Annotated in this window: 16 protein-coding genes and 1 pseudogene; 13 read left to right on the top strand and 4 right to left on the bottom strand. The window is 61.2% G+C overall.

Features of this window, described 5'->3' with window-relative positions:
* Positions 1–30: 30 nt before the first annotated feature.
* The 3 genes from FJ941_RS23335 (at position 31) to FJ941_RS23325 (ending at position 2,609) form a co-directional block, all read left to right on the top strand.
* Entirely contained in the window at positions 31–1,212 is a 1,182-nt protein-coding gene (locus tag FJ941_RS23335) for a hypothetical protein (RefSeq protein WP_140509268.1), read from the top strand.
* Positions 1,213–1,244: 32 nt separating this feature from the next.
* On the top strand, positions 1,245–1,937 hold the full coding sequence (locus FJ941_RS23330; protein WP_140509266.1) for a hypothetical protein: 693 nt from the start codon (positions 1,245–1,247) through the stop codon (positions 1,935–1,937).
* Positions 1,938–2,033: 96 nt separating this feature from the next.
* A complete protein-coding gene (locus FJ941_RS23325) occupies positions 2,034–2,609 on the top strand; it encodes a GNAT family N-acetyltransferase (protein ID WP_246673946.1) in 576 nt (191 codons plus the stop codon).
* Between the two features lie 63 nt (positions 2,610–2,672).
* Here the strand turns inward: FJ941_RS23325 and FJ941_RS23320 are convergent, their stop codons facing one another.
* Positions 2,673–3,683: an aminopeptidase gene (locus FJ941_RS23320; RefSeq protein WP_181169930.1), complete on the bottom strand. Its 1,011-nt coding sequence runs from the start codon at positions 3,681–3,683 to the stop codon at positions 2,673–2,675.
* Positions 3,684–3,988: 305 nt separating this feature from the next.
* Between FJ941_RS23320 and FJ941_RS23315 the strand changes: the two genes are divergently transcribed.
* A complete protein-coding gene (locus tag FJ941_RS23315) occupies positions 3,989–4,741 on the top strand; it encodes an SDR family NAD(P)-dependent oxidoreductase (RefSeq protein WP_140509262.1) in 753 nt (250 codons plus the stop codon).
* On the top strand, positions 4,738–5,664 hold the full coding sequence (locus FJ941_RS23310) for a sigma-70 family RNA polymerase sigma factor (protein WP_140509260.1): 927 nt from the start codon (positions 4,738–4,740) through the stop codon (positions 5,662–5,664). Before FJ941_RS23315 ends, FJ941_RS23310 begins: the two co-directional genes overlap by 4 nt.
* A gap of 80 nt (positions 5,665–5,744) precedes the next feature.
* Here the strand turns inward: FJ941_RS23310 and FJ941_RS23305 are convergent, their stop codons facing one another.
* The 3 genes from FJ941_RS23305 to FJ941_RS23295 form a co-directional block, all read right to left on the bottom strand.
* Positions 5,745–6,368, bottom strand: coding sequence for an FMN-binding negative transcriptional regulator (locus tag FJ941_RS23305; RefSeq protein WP_140509259.1), 624 nt, complete (start codon positions 6,366–6,368; stop codon positions 5,745–5,747).
* 129 nt (positions 6,369–6,497) lie between these two features.
* A complete protein-coding gene (locus tag FJ941_RS23300; RefSeq protein ID WP_140509257.1) occupies positions 6,498–7,646 on the bottom strand; it encodes an amidohydrolase in 1,149 nt (382 codons plus the stop codon).
* 108 nt (positions 7,647–7,754) lie between these two features.
* A complete protein-coding gene (locus FJ941_RS23295; protein ID WP_140509255.1) occupies positions 7,755–8,210 on the bottom strand; it encodes a hypothetical protein in 456 nt (151 codons plus the stop codon).
* Between the two features lie 213 nt (positions 8,211–8,423).
* On the opposite strand from FJ941_RS23295, the gene FJ941_RS23290 reads away from it, so the two are divergent.
* The 8 genes and pseudogenes from FJ941_RS23290 to FJ941_RS23255 all read left to right on the top strand — a co-directional run bounded on the left by FJ941_RS23290 (position 8,424) and on the right by FJ941_RS23255 (position 16,715).
* Positions 8,424–9,284, top strand: coding sequence for a xanthine dehydrogenase family protein subunit M (locus tag FJ941_RS23290; RefSeq protein WP_140509253.1), 861 nt, complete (start codon positions 8,424–8,426; stop codon positions 9,282–9,284).
* The gene (locus FJ941_RS23285; protein ID WP_140509251.1) at positions 9,284–9,760 is read left to right on the top strand and encodes a (2Fe-2S)-binding protein; all 477 of its coding nucleotides are present in this window, start codon (positions 9,284–9,286) and stop codon (positions 9,758–9,760) included. Before FJ941_RS23290 ends, FJ941_RS23285 begins: the two co-directional genes overlap by 1 nt.
* A 1-nt stretch (position 9,761) precedes the next feature.
* Positions 9,762–12,026: a xanthine dehydrogenase family protein molybdopterin-binding subunit gene (locus FJ941_RS23280; protein WP_140509249.1), complete on the top strand. Its 2,265-nt coding sequence runs from the start codon at positions 9,762–9,764 to the stop codon at positions 12,024–12,026.
* A gap of 17 nt (positions 12,027–12,043) precedes the next feature.
* A complete protein-coding gene (locus tag FJ941_RS23275; RefSeq protein ID WP_140509248.1) occupies positions 12,044–12,289 on the top strand; it encodes a MoaD/ThiS family protein in 246 nt (81 codons plus the stop codon).
* A 129-nt stretch (positions 12,290–12,418) separates the two neighbouring features.
* Positions 12,419–12,638, top strand: a pseudogene (locus FJ941_RS29525) (glutathione S-transferase family protein); the annotation flags it as partial.
* 624 nt (positions 12,639–13,262) lie between these two features.
* The gene (locus FJ941_RS23265) at positions 13,263–14,897 is read left to right on the top strand and encodes an RNA-directed DNA polymerase (RefSeq protein WP_246673944.1); all 1,635 of its coding nucleotides are present in this window, start codon (positions 13,263–13,265) and stop codon (positions 14,895–14,897) included.
* A 46-nt stretch (positions 14,898–14,943) separates the two neighbouring features.
* On the top strand, positions 14,944–15,636 hold the full coding sequence (locus FJ941_RS23260; RefSeq protein ID WP_246673943.1) for a hypothetical protein: 693 nt from the start codon (positions 14,944–14,946) through the stop codon (positions 15,634–15,636).
* Between the two features lie 92 nt (positions 15,637–15,728).
* The gene (locus FJ941_RS23255) at positions 15,729–16,715 is read left to right on the top strand and encodes a 5'-nucleotidase (RefSeq protein ID WP_140509242.1); all 987 of its coding nucleotides are present in this window, start codon (positions 15,729–15,731) and stop codon (positions 16,713–16,715) included.
* Positions 16,716–16,797: the final 82 nt, after the last annotated feature.

Here is a 16,797-nt window from a genome sequence, read left to right as displayed (position 1 = left end):
ACGGTCATAGGCTCAGAGGGGGCCAAGCAATTGGACGCGGTCGATCGTGTCGTTGCGCAAGATCCCGCGTTGGGAACGCGGTTCCTGGTCTACGCGCAGGTCCCTCACCTTTCGGGTTACGGAACACCTGAGACAGTATGGATTTCTACTCCACCGGATCTGATCCGCCCCGGTCCGGAAGATCACCGCATCTACGTTCGCGATCCGCTCCTTGACAAGGAGCCTTACGACTACCCTTATCTGCCACCCTTTGCCGGCGAAATCTTTCCGCCCGCGGAGGCTGGCTTTGACGGCCATTTCGATCAGCTTTCCCTGACATCGAGGCAGTTCCTTTCCGCGCACGCTTTCGCCTCGGTCAGCCGCGTGCTGGACATCTGGGAAAGCTACCTCGGCAAACCGATTGTCTGGTATTTTGCCGAGACGTACGAGCGGCTCGAAATCATTCCGTTCGTTGACTGGGAGAATGCGCAATCGGGTTATGGCTATCTGGAACTCGGCCGAGAGCGCGGCATCGACGGAGGCAACTATCCCTACGCGCTCAACTTTGACGTGATCGCACATGAGGTCGGCCACGCAATCTTGTTTTCGCTGTTTGGGACACCAGCCGGCGGCCTGACTCAAGGCGATTTCGGGCCGTTCCACGAAGCCAGCTCGGATCTGGTCTCGCTCTTGTCCTTCCTGAATTTCGACAGCGGCATGGACCGGCTGCTGCGGCACTGCGATGGCAACCTGCTTGTTCTCAATGAATTGAACCGGATTGCCGAACTGACTGGCGATCGGCAGATCCGCCTCGCCAGCAACGCACGCCGCATGTCGGAGGTGACGGCGGAAATCCATGACAGGTCACGGCCGTTCACGGGAGCTGTGTTCGACACGATCGTCGACGTCTACCACGCGGCATTGGTGCACGAGGGGTTGGCCGACGAGCGGCTGCTGGGGATCGATATCAGGGATGTCGACCAGTCCGACATGCAGCGCATCTCGGATTTCACGTCCCGCGCCTTTCGCGCTCGGCCCTTCATGTTCAAGAGCATGCTGATCAGAGCTAGGGACGAAGTGGCCCTCACACTTGCTCAGGCATGGCCGCGCCTCGATGCGGATGACCTGACCTTCGAGAATGCCGCTGCCACGCTGGTCGATGTCAGCGACCGGCTGGCGCCCGCGCTTGCGGAAAAGTTTGAAGAAAACTTCAGATGGCGAGAGATTCTATGAACTGATCGATTGCAACAAAAGGAGCGAGGAAAATGAGCGACGACTATCACCGACCGACATTGACGTTTCCCTCAGGCGCTTACAACGCAACACAGGTCAGGCTCTATGGCTTGGGGGCGGAAATTGGACTCAGCATGCCCGGTGCGCCAGCACCCTTTGGGGACACCGGCATGTATGTCGAAACCGCGCCTGGGGAACCCATCACCGACGAGCAACATGTCAAAGCACTTGAAGTGTTGGAAAAATACAACAGCAACAAAGGCCGCCACGATATAATGAATGGAAATATTCCATTTCCACCAATACCAATCAGAGTCTCCTATCATTTCAAGATCGACCTGAAGAATTTTGGCACTGCAGTCATTTCAACGGCAGGAAGTACCTTCCTGTTCGGATCATCTCCAGAGCAGAAAACATCGTGCGGGATAATTGTCGGTTATGCCTATGAGGGACATACTTACGATTTGCCAAAGCCCAAGATAATGATCATCCCGGCGTTTCCGGAGCCCAAGATTCCGGCGGACGATTCGGAATTTGACGCCAAGGAACCTGAAGGCTACGCGGTTTGGCTCGTCGATAAGCTCGACGAATGCGTGGAGTTGGAGATGAATCAAGGCTTCATCGAACAGCTCGTTCTTGACGCCAACATGCCGGGGAAGCGCTCACCAACAATGTACGCTTCCAAGATGACGATGGGCCACCGCAGCGGAAGGCTGAACGACTAGTCTCTCATGGTCCCCGTCAAGGTTGAAGGCAAGATGGCTCGCCTGCCTAGCGGGTTTGCCATGAGTCGGGTCGGCTGAAGCTGCACGGGGCTGGGGATGGAACTCAGAGACGGCGGTCCATTGCCCTCCATGGAAGCAGTTCCCAGGCTCACCACGGCAAGGCTCGTGCTTCGGGCGCCGGGCGAGCGGGATATCCCGGCATGGTTTGCGCGCGCCACCGATGTCGAATCCGCCTCCCTTGCCGGCGATCCCGTTCCCGAGGACGTAAGCGCGGGCGAGCGATGGTTAGCCCGCTCGCGTCAGCGCTTCGCCGATGGCAAGGCGATCCAGTGGTCCATAGACCGGGCATCGGAGGCGATCGGGACGATAACCCTGTCCTTCGCAATCGACGCCAAGGCAGCCACATTGGGATTTGTGCTGGCGCGCGCCCATTGGGGACAGGGGCTCGGCAGCGAGGCCGCGCGCGAAGTCATTCGCTATGCTTTTGAGACCCTGGCGCTTGACCAGCTGACGGCCGAGGCGGCGGCGCGCAATGTCGCGTCGCTGCGGATCTTGGCGAAGCTCGGCTTCAAACATATCGAAAGCTTCGTCGATGAGTCCGACGGCGAGCACTGCGAGCGTTTTGCGCTCGACGCAGACGACGGAACGTCACTCTTGGCGAGCCAGGCTTAGGGCCATCCGCTTGCGGCCCCAGCCGACATCTGAGCACGCCAAAAGCCCCCGTGCTTGTTCAAGTCAATCACACGAAGTCGCAGCCTTAAGCGCTTCGGCACGGGCAGGTTCGGGCAAATTCGCGATCCTTCGAACGGAAGCGTAGAACCTCGGATAATCGCCGGAGCACAGGTCGAACAGGCGAAGAAACGCCGGAACCTGTTCGCCGTAGACAGAAGTCGCGGCGAGCTTTGCATTGTTGATCGGGGCGTTGAACCAGGCGTCGTATCCCCGGTATCCGGCCCAGCGTCTGTCGCGCATTTGCCGGTAGCGTGTCCGCAGGCTGTCGAGCGTGGCTGCCTTGGCCACCGCCATCTCATCCGGCGTGCGGGAGCTTTCATAGACCTGCCTCAACTCGTCGCGCGTTTTCGACACCAGTCCGAGAAAATCGGCGCTGCGTTTGCGGTCGGCTTCGTAGCGGCGCAATCCGGCGCGATCGCCGGCGGCGCGGAGCCATTTTCTTGTGCCGGTGGTTTCGACGGAAACCGCGAAAGCCTCATTGAATGCGGAATCGCCGTTCACATAGAGGCGCTGATGCGCCAGTTCATGAAAGATGAGGCTCGCGAGATAGGTGTCGTCCTGACGCAGCATGGTGCTGAGCAGCGGGTCACTGGACCAGCCCAGCGTGGAATACGCGGTGATGGCGGTGACATAGACGTCCAGCCCCTGTCCATGAAGTGCGATGGCGCTTTCGGTTGCGGATTTGCGATCGAAGTAACCCCGGTACGGAACGCAGCCGAAAACCGGAAAGCACCATGTTTTTGGCGTGAGCGAGAATTGCGGCGCGGCAAAAACGGCCCAGGTCACTGCATCCCGGTGGATGTCGACATAGCTGCGGTAGCTGCTGTTTTCGGGCAGTGCCAGCTCGTCTGTCGCGAAACGCCTTATGGCGCTCGCCGACGTCAATTTGGTGCGCAATGCCGCAGGCGTCGAAGGGGCCTTGATCAGTTTTCCGACGTCTTCGCGCGCGGCCATGATCCGGACATGACCCTCCAGCGATTGCGCGTAGTAGGAAATGCTGGTGCAACCGCTCATGGCGGACGCCACGATCGCCGCGGCAAACAATCGAAAAACGCGCTTCACTTCTTCCCCACCGCTTCGTCACCTGCCCATGGAGCACATGTCCGGCGGACCGTCCACTGGGCATGACCTCGAAGCTGCCGGCCTGCCGCCGGCTCCATATCGGCCGAGCGCATGTCTATCGCGAACCTCTCCACCACGAACCTCTCCAACACACCACGATCCCGGCAGGCCGGGGCAGATGCCAAATCTCGCCCACCGCTGACTCTTTTCCCGATCCTCAAACGTCTTAGCTACAGTGAAACACTGGAGCAGGGTCAATGAGCCTCAGGGACAGGAATATCGTGGTCACCGGCGGCAGCCGTGGGCTTGGACTCGGCTTGGTCGAAGCGCTGGTCGAGCAGGGTGCAAGCGTGACCGTGGTCGCGCGTGGCGCCGAGGCGCTGGAAGCGGTCGGTGCGCGGCTTGGGGTCGCCACCATTGCGGCCGATGTCACGAACGAGGACGCGGCCTATCGCATTCTTGGCGAGGTCCGCCCAGACATAGTGGTGCTGAACGCCGGTGCCACGCCCCGGATGGGGCGGCTGGACGAGTTGAAGTGGGAGGATTTCTCCATCGCCTGGGAAACCGACGTCAAGGCCGGGCTCTACTGGCTGCAGGCGGCGCTGAACCTGCCGCTCAAGCCGGGCAGCCGGGTGCTGGTCGGGTCGAGCGGAGCCGCCGTCACCGGGTCGCAGATGTCGGGCGGCTATGGCGGCTCCAAACGGATGCTGTGGTTCATGGCCAAATACGCCAATGGCGTGGCGCGGGAGAAGGGGCTCGGCATACGCTTCCAGGCGATCGTGCCGCGGCAGATGATCCTCGGCACCGGGATCGGCGATGCGGCGGCCGGCGCCTATGCCGGCTCGATGGGCATCACGCCGGAACAATTCGTCACCCGCTTCGGCGCGCCGATGCCGCCCCGGGCTTTCGGCGACAGGGTGGTTTCCGTGCTGGAAGACCCGCAATATGCCGAGGGCGTCGTCTTCGGCCTCAGCGGCGACGCGGGCGTGACGATCATGGAGGGCGCTTGAGCGAGGGAAAGTCAGCCGTGGAGCGCGACCGGCAGGAGGGGCTGCTTGCCCTTGCCGCCGCCTTGCGGCCGGAGCTGCACCGCTATTGTTCGCGCCTGATGGGCTCGGTCATCGACGGCGAGGATGTGGTGCAGGATACGTTCGCGCGCGCCTTCATTGCCCTGGACGAGTTGCGCGAGGTGCCGCAACTCAGGCCCTGGCTGTTCCGGATCGCCCACAACCGCGCGCTGGACCTTTTGCGCAGCCGCGCGATCCGGGCCGCCGAGCCCATCGAGGCGGCGCTTGAGATTGCCGACGAGGCCGACCCGGTGGAGATGCTGATGCGCAGGCAAGCCGTGCAAACCGCCGTGTCGCGCTTCGCGGAGCTTCCGGTGCCGCAACGCAGCGTGATTATCCTGAGGGATGTGCTCGACGAGCCGCTGGCCGACATCTCCGCTTTGCTTGGCATCACGGTCGATGCGGTGAAGGCGCATCTGGCGCGCGGACGCGCCCGGCTTCGGCGGATCAACGCCGAGGCCAATCCGCTCCCCGATGCGCGCATCGCGTCCGCGGCGACCGTGCGCTACGTCACTCTGTTCAACCAACGCGACTGGGACGGCTTGCGCGCGCTGCTCGCCGATGATGTGCGGCTCCATCAATCCATGCACAAGCCGCGCGCGGGGGCCGCCGACGTCGGCATGTTTTTCACGATCTACGCCAAGAGCGACGGCTTGTGGCTCAGGCCGGCATGGGTCGAGGGCCGCGAAGTGATCGCGGTGTTCGAAGACCGGGCCGCCCCGAAGCCAAGTCATTTCATGTGGCTGGAATGGCGCGAAGGCCGGATCAGCTTCATTCGCGACTACCGCTATGTCCGCTACATTCTCGACGACGCGGACCTGGTGCTGGCGAGGGAAGCCGGCTCTGGTGGCAATGGACGCCGATAGGCGAAGCAGGTCGCGGGCCGGATCGACGCCTGACGGCGGCGGGCGCGGGCCGCCGAATCAAAGGCGAGGCGTCGTGTGCTTTACGACGGGATCAAGGACGAGACTTCGCGGTCGGACGGCCGCTCGCTCGCGGCAAGCCCAGTGGCCACGCCGGCGCGGTCGGCGGCGTTGCGGTTCTGGCTCATCTTGCGCTTGCCTTCGAGCCTCACGACCGGCATGCGCAGGCCGACAATGCCGCGAAGCTGCGACTGGATGAAGTCGGGCGGCGCGTCCGACACCGCCCAGGGCGCGGCGCGCGCCCCTTCATGCAGGTTCGTCAGCCGGGTGACGACCTCCAGCAGCCTGTCCGCATCGTCGAAGAACTCGACCGGCCCATAGGCGTGGACGGCGGCGTAGTTCCAGGTCGGCACGACCTTGCCGGTTTCCTGCTTGGTCGCGTACCAGGCCGGCGTCACATAGGCGTCCGGCCCCATGAAGATGGCGAGCCCGTCGCCGATCGAAGGAATACGCCACTGCGGGTTGGCCCTGGCCAGATGGCCATGGATGACGCCATGCTCGCCCTCGGTTTCGTCGAGAAAGAGGGGCAGGGGAGTGGCGAGCGGCCCGTCCGCCGTGGCGGTGACGAGGTTGGCCAGCCGCGCGGCGCGGATCGTCGCCATGAGGCTGTCCTTGTCGTCGTCGCGGAAGGCGGGCGGCGTGTACATTTTGAACTCCTTGCGTTGGCCTGACAGATGCCACACAATTCGGCCCGTTGGAAATGTCCCAGTTTCGAAGAGTCCAGATGTCCAGTTGATCCGGGACGGAGCCGCGGTGCTGGCCGGGTTGCGCTGAAATCAGCCGAGCAGGTTGCGCGCCGTGCGCATGAAGATCCTCGAGCCGATCGGGATCAGGTCGTCGGGAAAGTCGTAATCGGGATTGTGCAGCGCCGGGTGGCGTTCGCCGGCACCGAGGAAGAACATCGCCGACGAGGCGCTGTGGCCGAACAGGCCGAAATCCTCCGAGGCGCGCATCGGCAGGGCTTCCTCGCCATGCGCGACGCTCTCTTCGTCGAGGGCGCGCCGCAGATGCTCGACCGCATCGGGTGCGTTGACGCTGGCGACGAAGATCTCGTGATAGTCCCAGCTGGCGGAGAGGCCGTGCCGGCCGGCGATCTCCTTGACCAGCGCCTCAGTGGCCGCACAGAGGTCCGCCATGCGCTCGTCGCGGCGGGTGCGCAGCGTCGCCCAGACCTCGGCGTAAGCAGGCGCGATGCCGAACACCGCCTCGCCCATTCGCGCATGCGTGACGGTGATCATGGAGAAATCATCATCGGCGAAGGTCGCGCGGCCGAGCGCGGGCAAGGCCGGCATCAGCTCTGAGATCGCCGGCATGGGCGAGGTTCCGGTCTCGGGCATGGAGGAATGCGCGGTCTTGCCCTCCAGCACGATGCGCATGCCGCGCGAGGCGCAGTTGACCACGCCGGGCTTGAGCCTGACCTCGCCGAACGGCACGCCGGGCAGATTGTGCAGCGAGAAGGCGAAATCGGGCGCGATCTCGCCGAAGCGCGGATCGGCGACGACGCCGGCCGCGCCATTGCCGGTTTCCTCCGCCGGCTGGAACATCAGCACGACGCGGCCGCTGGCCGGCCGCTCGCGGCCGAACTGGCGGCCAAGCGAGGCCAGGATCGCGGTGTGTCCGTCATGGCCGCACATATGCGACTTGCCCGGCACTTGCGATGAATGCGGCACGCCGGACAGTTCCTCGATCGGCAGCGCATCGAGTTCGGACCGAAACAGGACGGTCGGTCCGTTTTTGCCGCTGTCGTAGATGGCGGCGACGCCGTGACCGCCGAGGCCGGTCAGCACCTTGTCCGGCCCGGTGTCGGCGAGAAAGGCGACGACCTCGTCCGCCGTCTTCTCCTCCTCGTTCGAGATTTCCGGCTGGCGGTGCAGCTTGCGCCGCCACTCGGTCAGTTCGACAATGTCGCGATTGGTCAGGGTCATGGGTTTTCGCCTCCACTGCAGTCCTGTGCTAGCGATAAACGGCCGTGCCTGCCACGGTCCAACTCCCAGGCTTCGGCGGGCCAGACACGGCACTCCCTTGTGGATCGGCTACCGCACGCGGTTGGGGCAGAGCGCCTTGAACTGGTCGAGTGTGTAGTCGTAGCCCGAGGCGCCGGAGCCATCCAGCACCACGTTCTCGTCTACGGCGGTGATCCGGTAATCGGTCGTAACATCGGTGCCCTTGTTGCGGCCCTGGAACAGCATCTTGGCGCCATAGAAGGTGGTGAACTCGCCGGTCTTGCAGTTGGCGGTGATTTCGAAGTGCAGCGGCGCCTTCATTTCCGCGTCGATGCACTCCTCGGTGAAATCGTGGCCATATTCACGGCAGTAGACGCGCGCCTTCCGCCTGTCGTGTCTGGCCAGGATGCCGGCGTGCGTGGAGCCGATCCCTGACTTTTTGACGATGGTGAGCTCCATCCCGACCCGTGAGCCGTAGTAGAGCGTCGCGGCGCCCGCCGGCGAGGCCAGAATCACGGCGCAAAGCGCAGCCAAGAGACGTGGCATGGAAACTCCTCCCCTGGGACAGAGGATTGACGCGCGGCATCATCCGGTCAAGCCTTAATGCGGCCCTGCACCTGCGCTTCCCTGGGCGGGCTTCAGGTGAGGTGGACCGCATTTTGCCGCACCTGGCCCAATCGCCTCGGCCCGGGAAACGGATGGTCATTATGAGACGATTGTTTATAACGGTCGCTGAAATCGCGATACCAAGGGGAGACGATGCGCTACATACGTCCGCTTTCAATCGAAGATGCCGTCGGCCAACTGGCCGGGTCGGCCGGTCCGGCCGCCATTCTTGCCGGAGGCAGTGACCTGCTGGTGAGGATGAAGGGCGGCTTTGTCGAACCCGAACTGATCATCGACATCAAGTCGATCGCCGGCTTGCGCGACATCAGAGAAACCGCCGATGGCTTCAGCATCGGGGCCGCCGTGCCCTGCGCCGTGCTCGGCGAGAACGCCGCGCTGAAGAAGGCTTGGCCTGGCGTGGTCGAGGCGGCCAAGCTGATCGGCTCGAAGCAGGTGCAGGGACGCTGCACCATTGTTGGCAATCTGTGCAATGCCTCGCCGGCGGCCGACAGCGTGCCGGCGCTGGTGGCGGCTGGCGCCAAGGCCGTGGTCGTCGGCCCGTCGGGCAAGCGCACCATTGCCGTGGAGACCGTGCCGACCGCGCCGGGCCGGACATCGCTCGCCAAGGGTGAGATCATCGAGGCGATCCTGCTCGACAAGCGCGCGCCGCGCTCGGCCGATGCGTATCTCAGGTTCATTCCGCGCACCGAGATGGACATCGCCGTGGTCAGCGCCGGCGTGAACCTGACGGTGGACGCAGCCGGCGTCGTGACGGCGGCCCGCGTGGCGATCGGCGCCGCCGCGCCGACCGTGCTTTTGGTGGAAGAAGGGGCGCAGGCCCTGATCGGCCGCAAGCTCGACGAGGCAGCGCTGGAGCGGCTGGCCAAGGTCTGCGCCGGGGCCTGCCGACCCATCGACGACAAGCGAGGCACAATCGAATTCAGACGCAAGGTTGCGGGCGTGCTGGCGAGGAGAGCCGCACAGACCGCCTATGCACGCGCAGGAGGCAAATGATGGCTGGTGTAGCTGTTTCAACCACAATCAACGGCGACAGCGTCGAATATCTCTGCCAGCCCGACGAGACGCTGCTCGACGTGCTGCGCGACCGGCTCGGGTTGACCGGCGCCAAGGAAGGCTGCGGCACCGGCGATTGCGGCGCCTGCAGCGTCATCGTCGACGACCGGCTGGTGTGTTCCTGCCTGGTGCTCGGCGCGGAAGCGGAAGGCCGCCGCATCGAGACCGTCGAGGGCATGGCGCATGGCGATACGCTGCACCCGCTGCAGCAGAAGTTTTTGGAGCACGCCGCCCTGCAATGCGGCATCTGCACGCCAGGTTTCCTGATCGCGGCCAAGGACCTGCTCGCCAAAAACCCCGACCCGACCGAGGAGGAAATCCGCTTCGGGCTGGCCGGCAATCTCTGCCGCTGCACCGGCTATGACAAGATCGTGCGCGCCGTCCAGGACGCGGCAATCGTTATGAAGGGAGCCTGAGATGAATTTCGATCCGCGTTTTTCGGGGCGTAAATTCGCGTCCGTCGGCACGCGCCCGATCCGTCCCGACGGTGTCGACAAGGTGACCGGCCGCGCCCGCTACGGCGCCGACTTCAACATGGCCGGCCAGCTGGTCGGCCGCGTGCTGCGCAGCCCGCACGCGCATGCCAAGATCAGGAAGATCGACACCTCGAAGGCGGAAGCGCTTGCCGGCGTCAAGGCGGTGATCACCGCCGCCGACCTGCCCGATCTCACCGACGGCGATGCCGCCATGTACGACATCCTCGACAATTGCATGGCGCGCACCAAGGCGCTCTATGACGGCCATGCGGTGGCCGCGGTCGCCGCGATCGATGCCCATACGGCGAAGAAAGCGCTGAAGCTGATCGAGGTCGACTACGAGGTGCTGCCGCACGTCACCGACGTCGACGAGGCGATGCAGCACCACGCGCCTTTGATCAACGACACGGTCTTCACCGAGGGGCTGGAGGAAAAGCCGGTCAAGCCCTCCAACGTCACCAAGCGCTCGCAGTTCGGCCATGGCGATGTGCATCAGGGTTTCGGCCACGCCGATTTCATCGTCGAGCGCTCGTTCAAGACCGAGCAGACGCACCAGGGCTATATCGAGCCGCATGCCTGCGTGGCCAATGTCAGCTCCGACGGCACCGCCGACCTGTGGGTCTGCACGCAGGGTCATTTCGTCTATCGCCAGCACTGCGCGCAGCTGCTCGGCATGGAAGCCTCGAAGCTGCGCGTCACCTCGTCGGAGATCGGCGGCGGTTTCGGCGGCAAGACCCATGTCTGGGCCGAGCCGGTGGCGCTCGCTCTGTCGCGCAAGGCCGGACGCCCGGTGAAGCTGGTGATGACCCGCGACGAGGTGTTCCGCGCCTCGGGGCCAACCAGCGCCACCTCGATCGACGTCAAGATCGGCGCCCGCAAGGACGGCACCATCACGGCGGCCGAAGCGACGCTGCGCTACACCAGCGGCCCCTATGCCGGCACTTGGGCCGAGATCGGCGCCATGACGGCGTTCGCCTGCTATCGTCTAGACAACGTCAAGACCGTGGGCCTCGAAGTGCTGGTCAACAGGCCGAAGACCGCCGCCTATCGCGCGCCGTCGGCCCCGATGGCGGCCTTCGCGGTGGAGAGCACCGTCGACGAGCTCGCCAAGGAGCTCGGCATGGATCCGGTCGAGTTCCGCATCAGGAACGCCGCCCAGGAAGGCACGCGGTCGTCCTACGGCCCGGTCTACGGCCCGATCGGCATCGGCCCGACGCTGGAAGCGGTGAAGAACCATGCGCACATGAAGGCGCCGCTTAAAGCAAATCAGGGGCGCGGCATGGCCTGCGGCTTCTGGTTCAATTTCGGCGGCCAGACCTGCACCGATTTGAACATCGGCATGGACGGCTCGGTCTCGCTCGCCGTCGGCACGGTCGACGTCGGTGGGTCCCGCGCCTCGCTGTCGCTGGTGGCGGCGGAGGAGCTCGGCATCGCCTATGAGCAGGTCAAGGCCATCGTCGCCGACACGTCGAGCCTCGGCTACAACGACATGACCGACGGCAGCCGGGGCACCTTCTCGTCCTCGATGGCGACCATCTCGGCCGCCCGCAACGCGATAAAAATCCTGCGCGAGCGCGCCGCGCAGATGTGGGACATCTCGGTCGACGACGTGATCTGGGAACAGGGCCACGCGGTCGCCAGGGGCGAGAAGCACGGCAATCTCGGCAAGCTGTCGCTGAAGGAGATCGCGGCGCAGTCCGGCAAGACCGGCGGGCCGATCGCCGGCCACAGCGAGCTCGTCGCCGACGGCGCCGGCGTCTCCTTCGCCACCCATATATGCGACGTCGAGGTCGATCCCGAGACAGGTTCGACCAGGGTGATCCGCTACACGGTGGTGCAGGATGCCGGCAAGGCGGTGCACCCGACCTATGTCGAGGGCCAGTACCAGGGCGGCGCGGCGCAAGGCATCGGCTGGGCGCTCAACGAGGAGTATATTTACGGCAAGGACGGCCGGCTGCAGAACGCCGGCTTCCTCGACTACCGCATCCCGGTGTGCTCCGACCTGCCGATGATCGACACGCAGATCCTGGAAATCCCCAACCCCAACCACCCCTATGGCGTGCGCGGCGTCGGCGAAACCTCGATCGTGCCGCCGCTGGCCGCGATCGCCAACGCGGTGTCGAACGCGGCCGGCGTGCGCATGACCCACATCCCGATGTCGCCGCCCCGCATCCTGGCGGCGATCGAGGCGGAACGGGAAGGCTAGGGCCAGATGAGGTTCTGATGGTCGAAGTCACGCTCTGGGGCGCGCTGGCCACGACCGCCGGAGGCAAGAGCAAGGTCGAGGTCGAGGCCAAGGACATAAGGGAACTGTTCAGGAAACTGGCTGAACAGTATCCCGGCCTGGAGCCATGGATCGACCGCGGGATAGCCGTGGCGATCGACGGGACGATTTATCGGGATACGTGGAGCAAGGAGCTGCCGCCGGGGGCGGAGATTTTTCTGCTGCCGCGGCTGGCTGGGGGGTGAGGGGGAAAGCCCCCATTTCTTGGCCATGGTCTCGAACGTCTGAGTGGCGCGAGATCAAATTGACGATCATGGCGAGGGCCTCCGAGCACAGGGTCCGTGCCGCGCGGCCGAGCGGGGCATCGACGAGCCTGGTACGAGCAGCGCCGCCCCCTCGTCGAAGAAAGCATCCGTAACCGATTGGGCGACCTTTGCAGCCGCCTTGGCGATGCCGACTGGCTCGACGCTGTGTTCAGCGCCGGCGACCTGATGATGTCGGTGCTGCGCCGGTTGCGGCGATCGGGCACTCTGGACGGATATCCGACCATCTCCGCCTATGTCGCCCGCGGCGAAGCGCAGCTTCAAGCGCGCCTTGGCTGCCAGTTGGCTGATCTTTGCATCTGCGGTGCCAGAGAGTTTCCGGCTTCCACCAAAGATTGCAGTTCCTATTGCCGCGAGCGCCCAATGCCAAACTCGCCGTGTTCCACATTTTTGCGGCGATCCGCTGCGAACAGCGCGGGCAGTCGACTGCCAATCCAGGCACCGCCTCCTGCGCTCATTTTCAACAATGCAAACCGTATTGCGCCCTCCATAAGGCGCGGCCACTCTATTGCGGGTGCCAGCTAGTTTCGGTCGAGGAGTGTTTCGTCGGCATAGCCAGCCCTAGCTGGCGCCAGTTCTTTGTCGGCGACGTAAGGAGATCAACCCACCGTCGTCTTCCCACTGTTGAGCGGCTTTCCTCAATGCTTGACCGCCTCCTCTCAAGGCACGGGCGAATAATGTTCGCACGGCTGGGGCTCGCCAAGTTGCGAGGTAAAAGAGAGCGGTTTCGCGTCGCCATCCTCAGAATGGCGAAAACGAATTCGGATGGTTCCATAACTACAACATCGGCTCGCTTTCGGTGGCTAGACTTTCATCAACGAAGATTGCAAACGTGCATGTCAATGGCTGTGGGATATCTCGTGGACTCCGGTCTCGTACTGCTATGGAAGAAATAATGTTGGAAGTTAAAGAGAGCCATTTTCTTAGAGCGGCGTTGGAGATCGGGGAGAGCGGCGAAAACGATACCCTCCCATATGACATCGATGCCAGCTTTATTCGCGACAAGGCACAAGTGCTTTCACAAATTTGTTTCGAACTATTTCGAACAATTAACGCCAAATCTGTAAAGCAAGCGGCTGCGTTTATGAACGAAATTACAGTAGGCGCTGAACGCCTTTTGGCTCCTTCCGGGTCTCATGGTTTTCGTATTACGACAAAGATACATCCGTTTTGGAACCTGTACTTCAACGGCCTTGGCCTAGCTGTCGCCGAGGCGAACGAAGGAAATCGGGCTGCTCAGGTTCACTCCTATCGACTTGGCAGTGATTTCCCATCATTCTTCGATAGGTCCCGCTCATGGAGAAGCTACAAAGAATTAACTCTGGAAGAAGAGATATTGGATAACGAAGATAGTGTTGTTATTCAAACTGACGTGTCGAGTTATTATGAACACATCTATCATCATAGGCTGGAAAATCTTCTCAACGACCTAAGCCCGGCCGGATCGACGGTTGCAGTACAAATCGATCGAATCCTTAGCAAGCTATCGTCAGGCCGATCTTTCGGCCTGCCAGTGGGAGGACAATGCGCCCGCGTTCTCGCAGAGGTCATGATGTCCCCGATAGATATCTCACTCTCTGATGCCGGGATTGCCTGGCACCGCTATGTGGATGACTTCACATTGATCTGCGACTCTCAACAAGATGGCTATCGCGCACTTTCTATATTGTCTCATTCTCTCGCGGATTACGGACTTTCTCTTAATAGGACGAAGACAACAATCCTAAGCGCCAAACATTATAAGGATTATATAGCTGCACAACTCGGACACGGTGAAGATGCCTCCACCGCGCTAAGGGAGTTGGACCTCCATTTCGATCCCTACTCGGATGCCTCAAGGATCGAGTACGAAGATTTAAAAAAATCATTTGAGGACATTGACATCCAATTTCTTCTTGATCTCGAGAAGCAAAAATCTCAGCCAGACAATTTTGTTCTGGCTCAAATAGGAAGAGCTTTGAAATTTCAAGAGCCAACGGTGGCTGCTCAACTTTGCGCGACTTTACTCGATGTTAGAAATTTAGATTCATTTAGAGCCTCGTGGGCAAGAATTATGCGCGGTGTTTATTCTGTCAGAGCGAACGAAGAGTTTGACCAAGTCTTTGATCAGATAGACGGATTATTGGACAAATTGCCGACGTTTGCGTCACATTTACTTATGCCCGAAGCCAATCCTCTCCACTTCCTGAGAGTTATACGATTTCGGAGAACGGATGTTCGCGGTCGCTTTGTGCGACGTATCTATGACGGGTCTTCTTCGCAGGCGGTCAGGCGCGCTTGTGTCGACTGCTGGCGACATTGGGGCGATCGTGCGAGCTTCATGCGCCTCAGAAACCAATGGCAGAATCTCGGCCCGGACGAACAAAGGATGGTTTGGCTTTCAGCTGGCAATTTTGGGGATGATGGCGCCCATGCAAGAAGTCAATTGCGCAGAACATTGACGCAAGAGTGGCGCCTTGGTTTTGAACCGACGACCGGCCCTACTTTTGCTTCATGCTATGAAGACTGGGTGGCGAATGGCCCACAGTAGGCTTCCCCTTAGAGATCCACGGACTGTTGCTCGGGACATTCCGGGGGTGCTGGATGTCCTTTTTCCCCGGCTGTCCGGAGGGCTAGTAACATCGCTGAACCGGACGATGTTCTCGTTTGCCGAGTTGGACGCTATCCCAATTGAGTTAATTGAGCAAAGCCGCTTGCAGAGGGCTATGCTGTTTGAACTGGCGATGGTTCGTTTCGAGTTTTTTTTGGATGGTTTAAGTGATGCGAGTTGGGATGACTGCCTAAAAGTTGCCGCCATACGCCAAAGCCAGCACTATGGTGTGAGGATACCAGAGAAACTCGAACAATGTGATATCAATGTTGCTTCACTAGCTGCTCATAACCTCACGTGGATGCTGAGAAGCGTAAAGGCGCAGCACCCGAACGCTCGCTTGGAGAAGGCTCCCTTTATACCGGGATTCGGATGGATTGCTTCGGGAAATGGCGACTTCTCGTTGGGACGCATTCTTATAGAGGTAAAGCATACTGACAGAAATTTTGTCGCCGGAGATTTTCGGCAAGTTCTAATGTATTGGCTCCTGAAATATGCTTCATCCATCGAAAACAAGAGGGATGCTTGGTCCGATTGTCTTTTGCTGAATCCTAGACGAAATAGTGCTTTGCTTGTTAATTTCGACTACTTGGCTGAATCGGCGTCCGCAAACGCGAGTCGTGTAGAGCTATATGAGTTGCTGCGTTCCGTTGCAGGACGGGAATTTGACGGACGATAGCGATGTGGCTGCCGATTTAGCACCCGATGTCTTGACGGTGGCTCGGGTGACTAGTCACGAATGTTATTCTCTCCTGGCGAGAAGGCAAACGCATGGTATTTCAGAACTCGCTATCCACCTCCCAAGGAGGCGATGCAAATAGCGGTGCTGTTGATGCTTTACGCGCCGGCCCACTGCGCATAGGAATTTCCACTCGAGCACTCTTTGATTTGGAAGAAGAACATCGCGTGTTCGAGGAACGCGGCGTCAAAGCATATGCAGCCTTGCAGCTTGAAAGAGAGGATGTGATCCTGGGCAAAGGCACGGGCTTCGAGGTTGTTGAGCGGCTGCTCGCGTTGAACGAACTCGATGCGCCTCCCTACGTCGAGGTGGTCCTTTTATCTCAGAATTCGCCGGACCTTTCCCTTCGTGCATTCAGGTCGATCGACCATCACGGTCTCGTTATAAAAACCGGGAGTTTCACTAGCGGAAGGCTGCTGGCCCCTTTCGTGCCAGCCTGGGATATCGACCTCTTTCTCTCAAACGCAGACGCCGACGTCAAAGGAGCTGTAATCGGTGGTGCCGCAGCCGCTAGGCTTGGCGTGGCACCGAAGGACCGCGACGAAACACCTGCTGACGAGGTCAGGATCGCTTTCGACGGTGATGCGGTCGTATTTGGCCCTGAGTCCGATAAAATCTACAAGGAAAAGGGACTGGATGCATTCCTAGCTCATGAAACCGCGAATGCCAGTAATCCGATGACTCAAGGCCCGTTCGGCAAATTTCTTCATAAGCTCTCGGCGCTGCGGAGAATATTTCTCAATGAAGGGAATGTCAGCAAAGTGCGTATTGCCCTTGTCACTGCTAGGAATGTGCCTGCGCACGAGCGGGTGATTCGGACCCTCAGAGCTTGGGGAACACCTGCTGATGAGGCACACTTTGTCGGCAACCGAGCAAAGGCGCCTATCCTGAAGGCAATAGGCGCTCACATTTTCTTCGACGACCAAGAAAAGCATGTCCTCGGAGCAGCTACTGTAGTTCCTGCTGGCCACGTTCCAGGCCCGCACGACCCAGCGGCCCCGGTAATCCCGGCGGGCTAAATTTGCGTGGTAAGGCAGTCAATTCCCTGCCTCGACTGCCCTACGCCCCACCCCCACCACCTTTGCCCGTCCATACACCAAC

This window comes from Mesorhizobium sp. B2-3-13 (assembly GCF_006442195.1).
Taxonomy (GTDB): domain Bacteria; phylum Pseudomonadota; class Alphaproteobacteria; order Rhizobiales; family Rhizobiaceae; genus Mesorhizobium; species Mesorhizobium salmacidum.
Note: the sequence above shows the minus strand (reverse complement) of the source record. Positions and strands in the feature narration are given on the sequence as shown.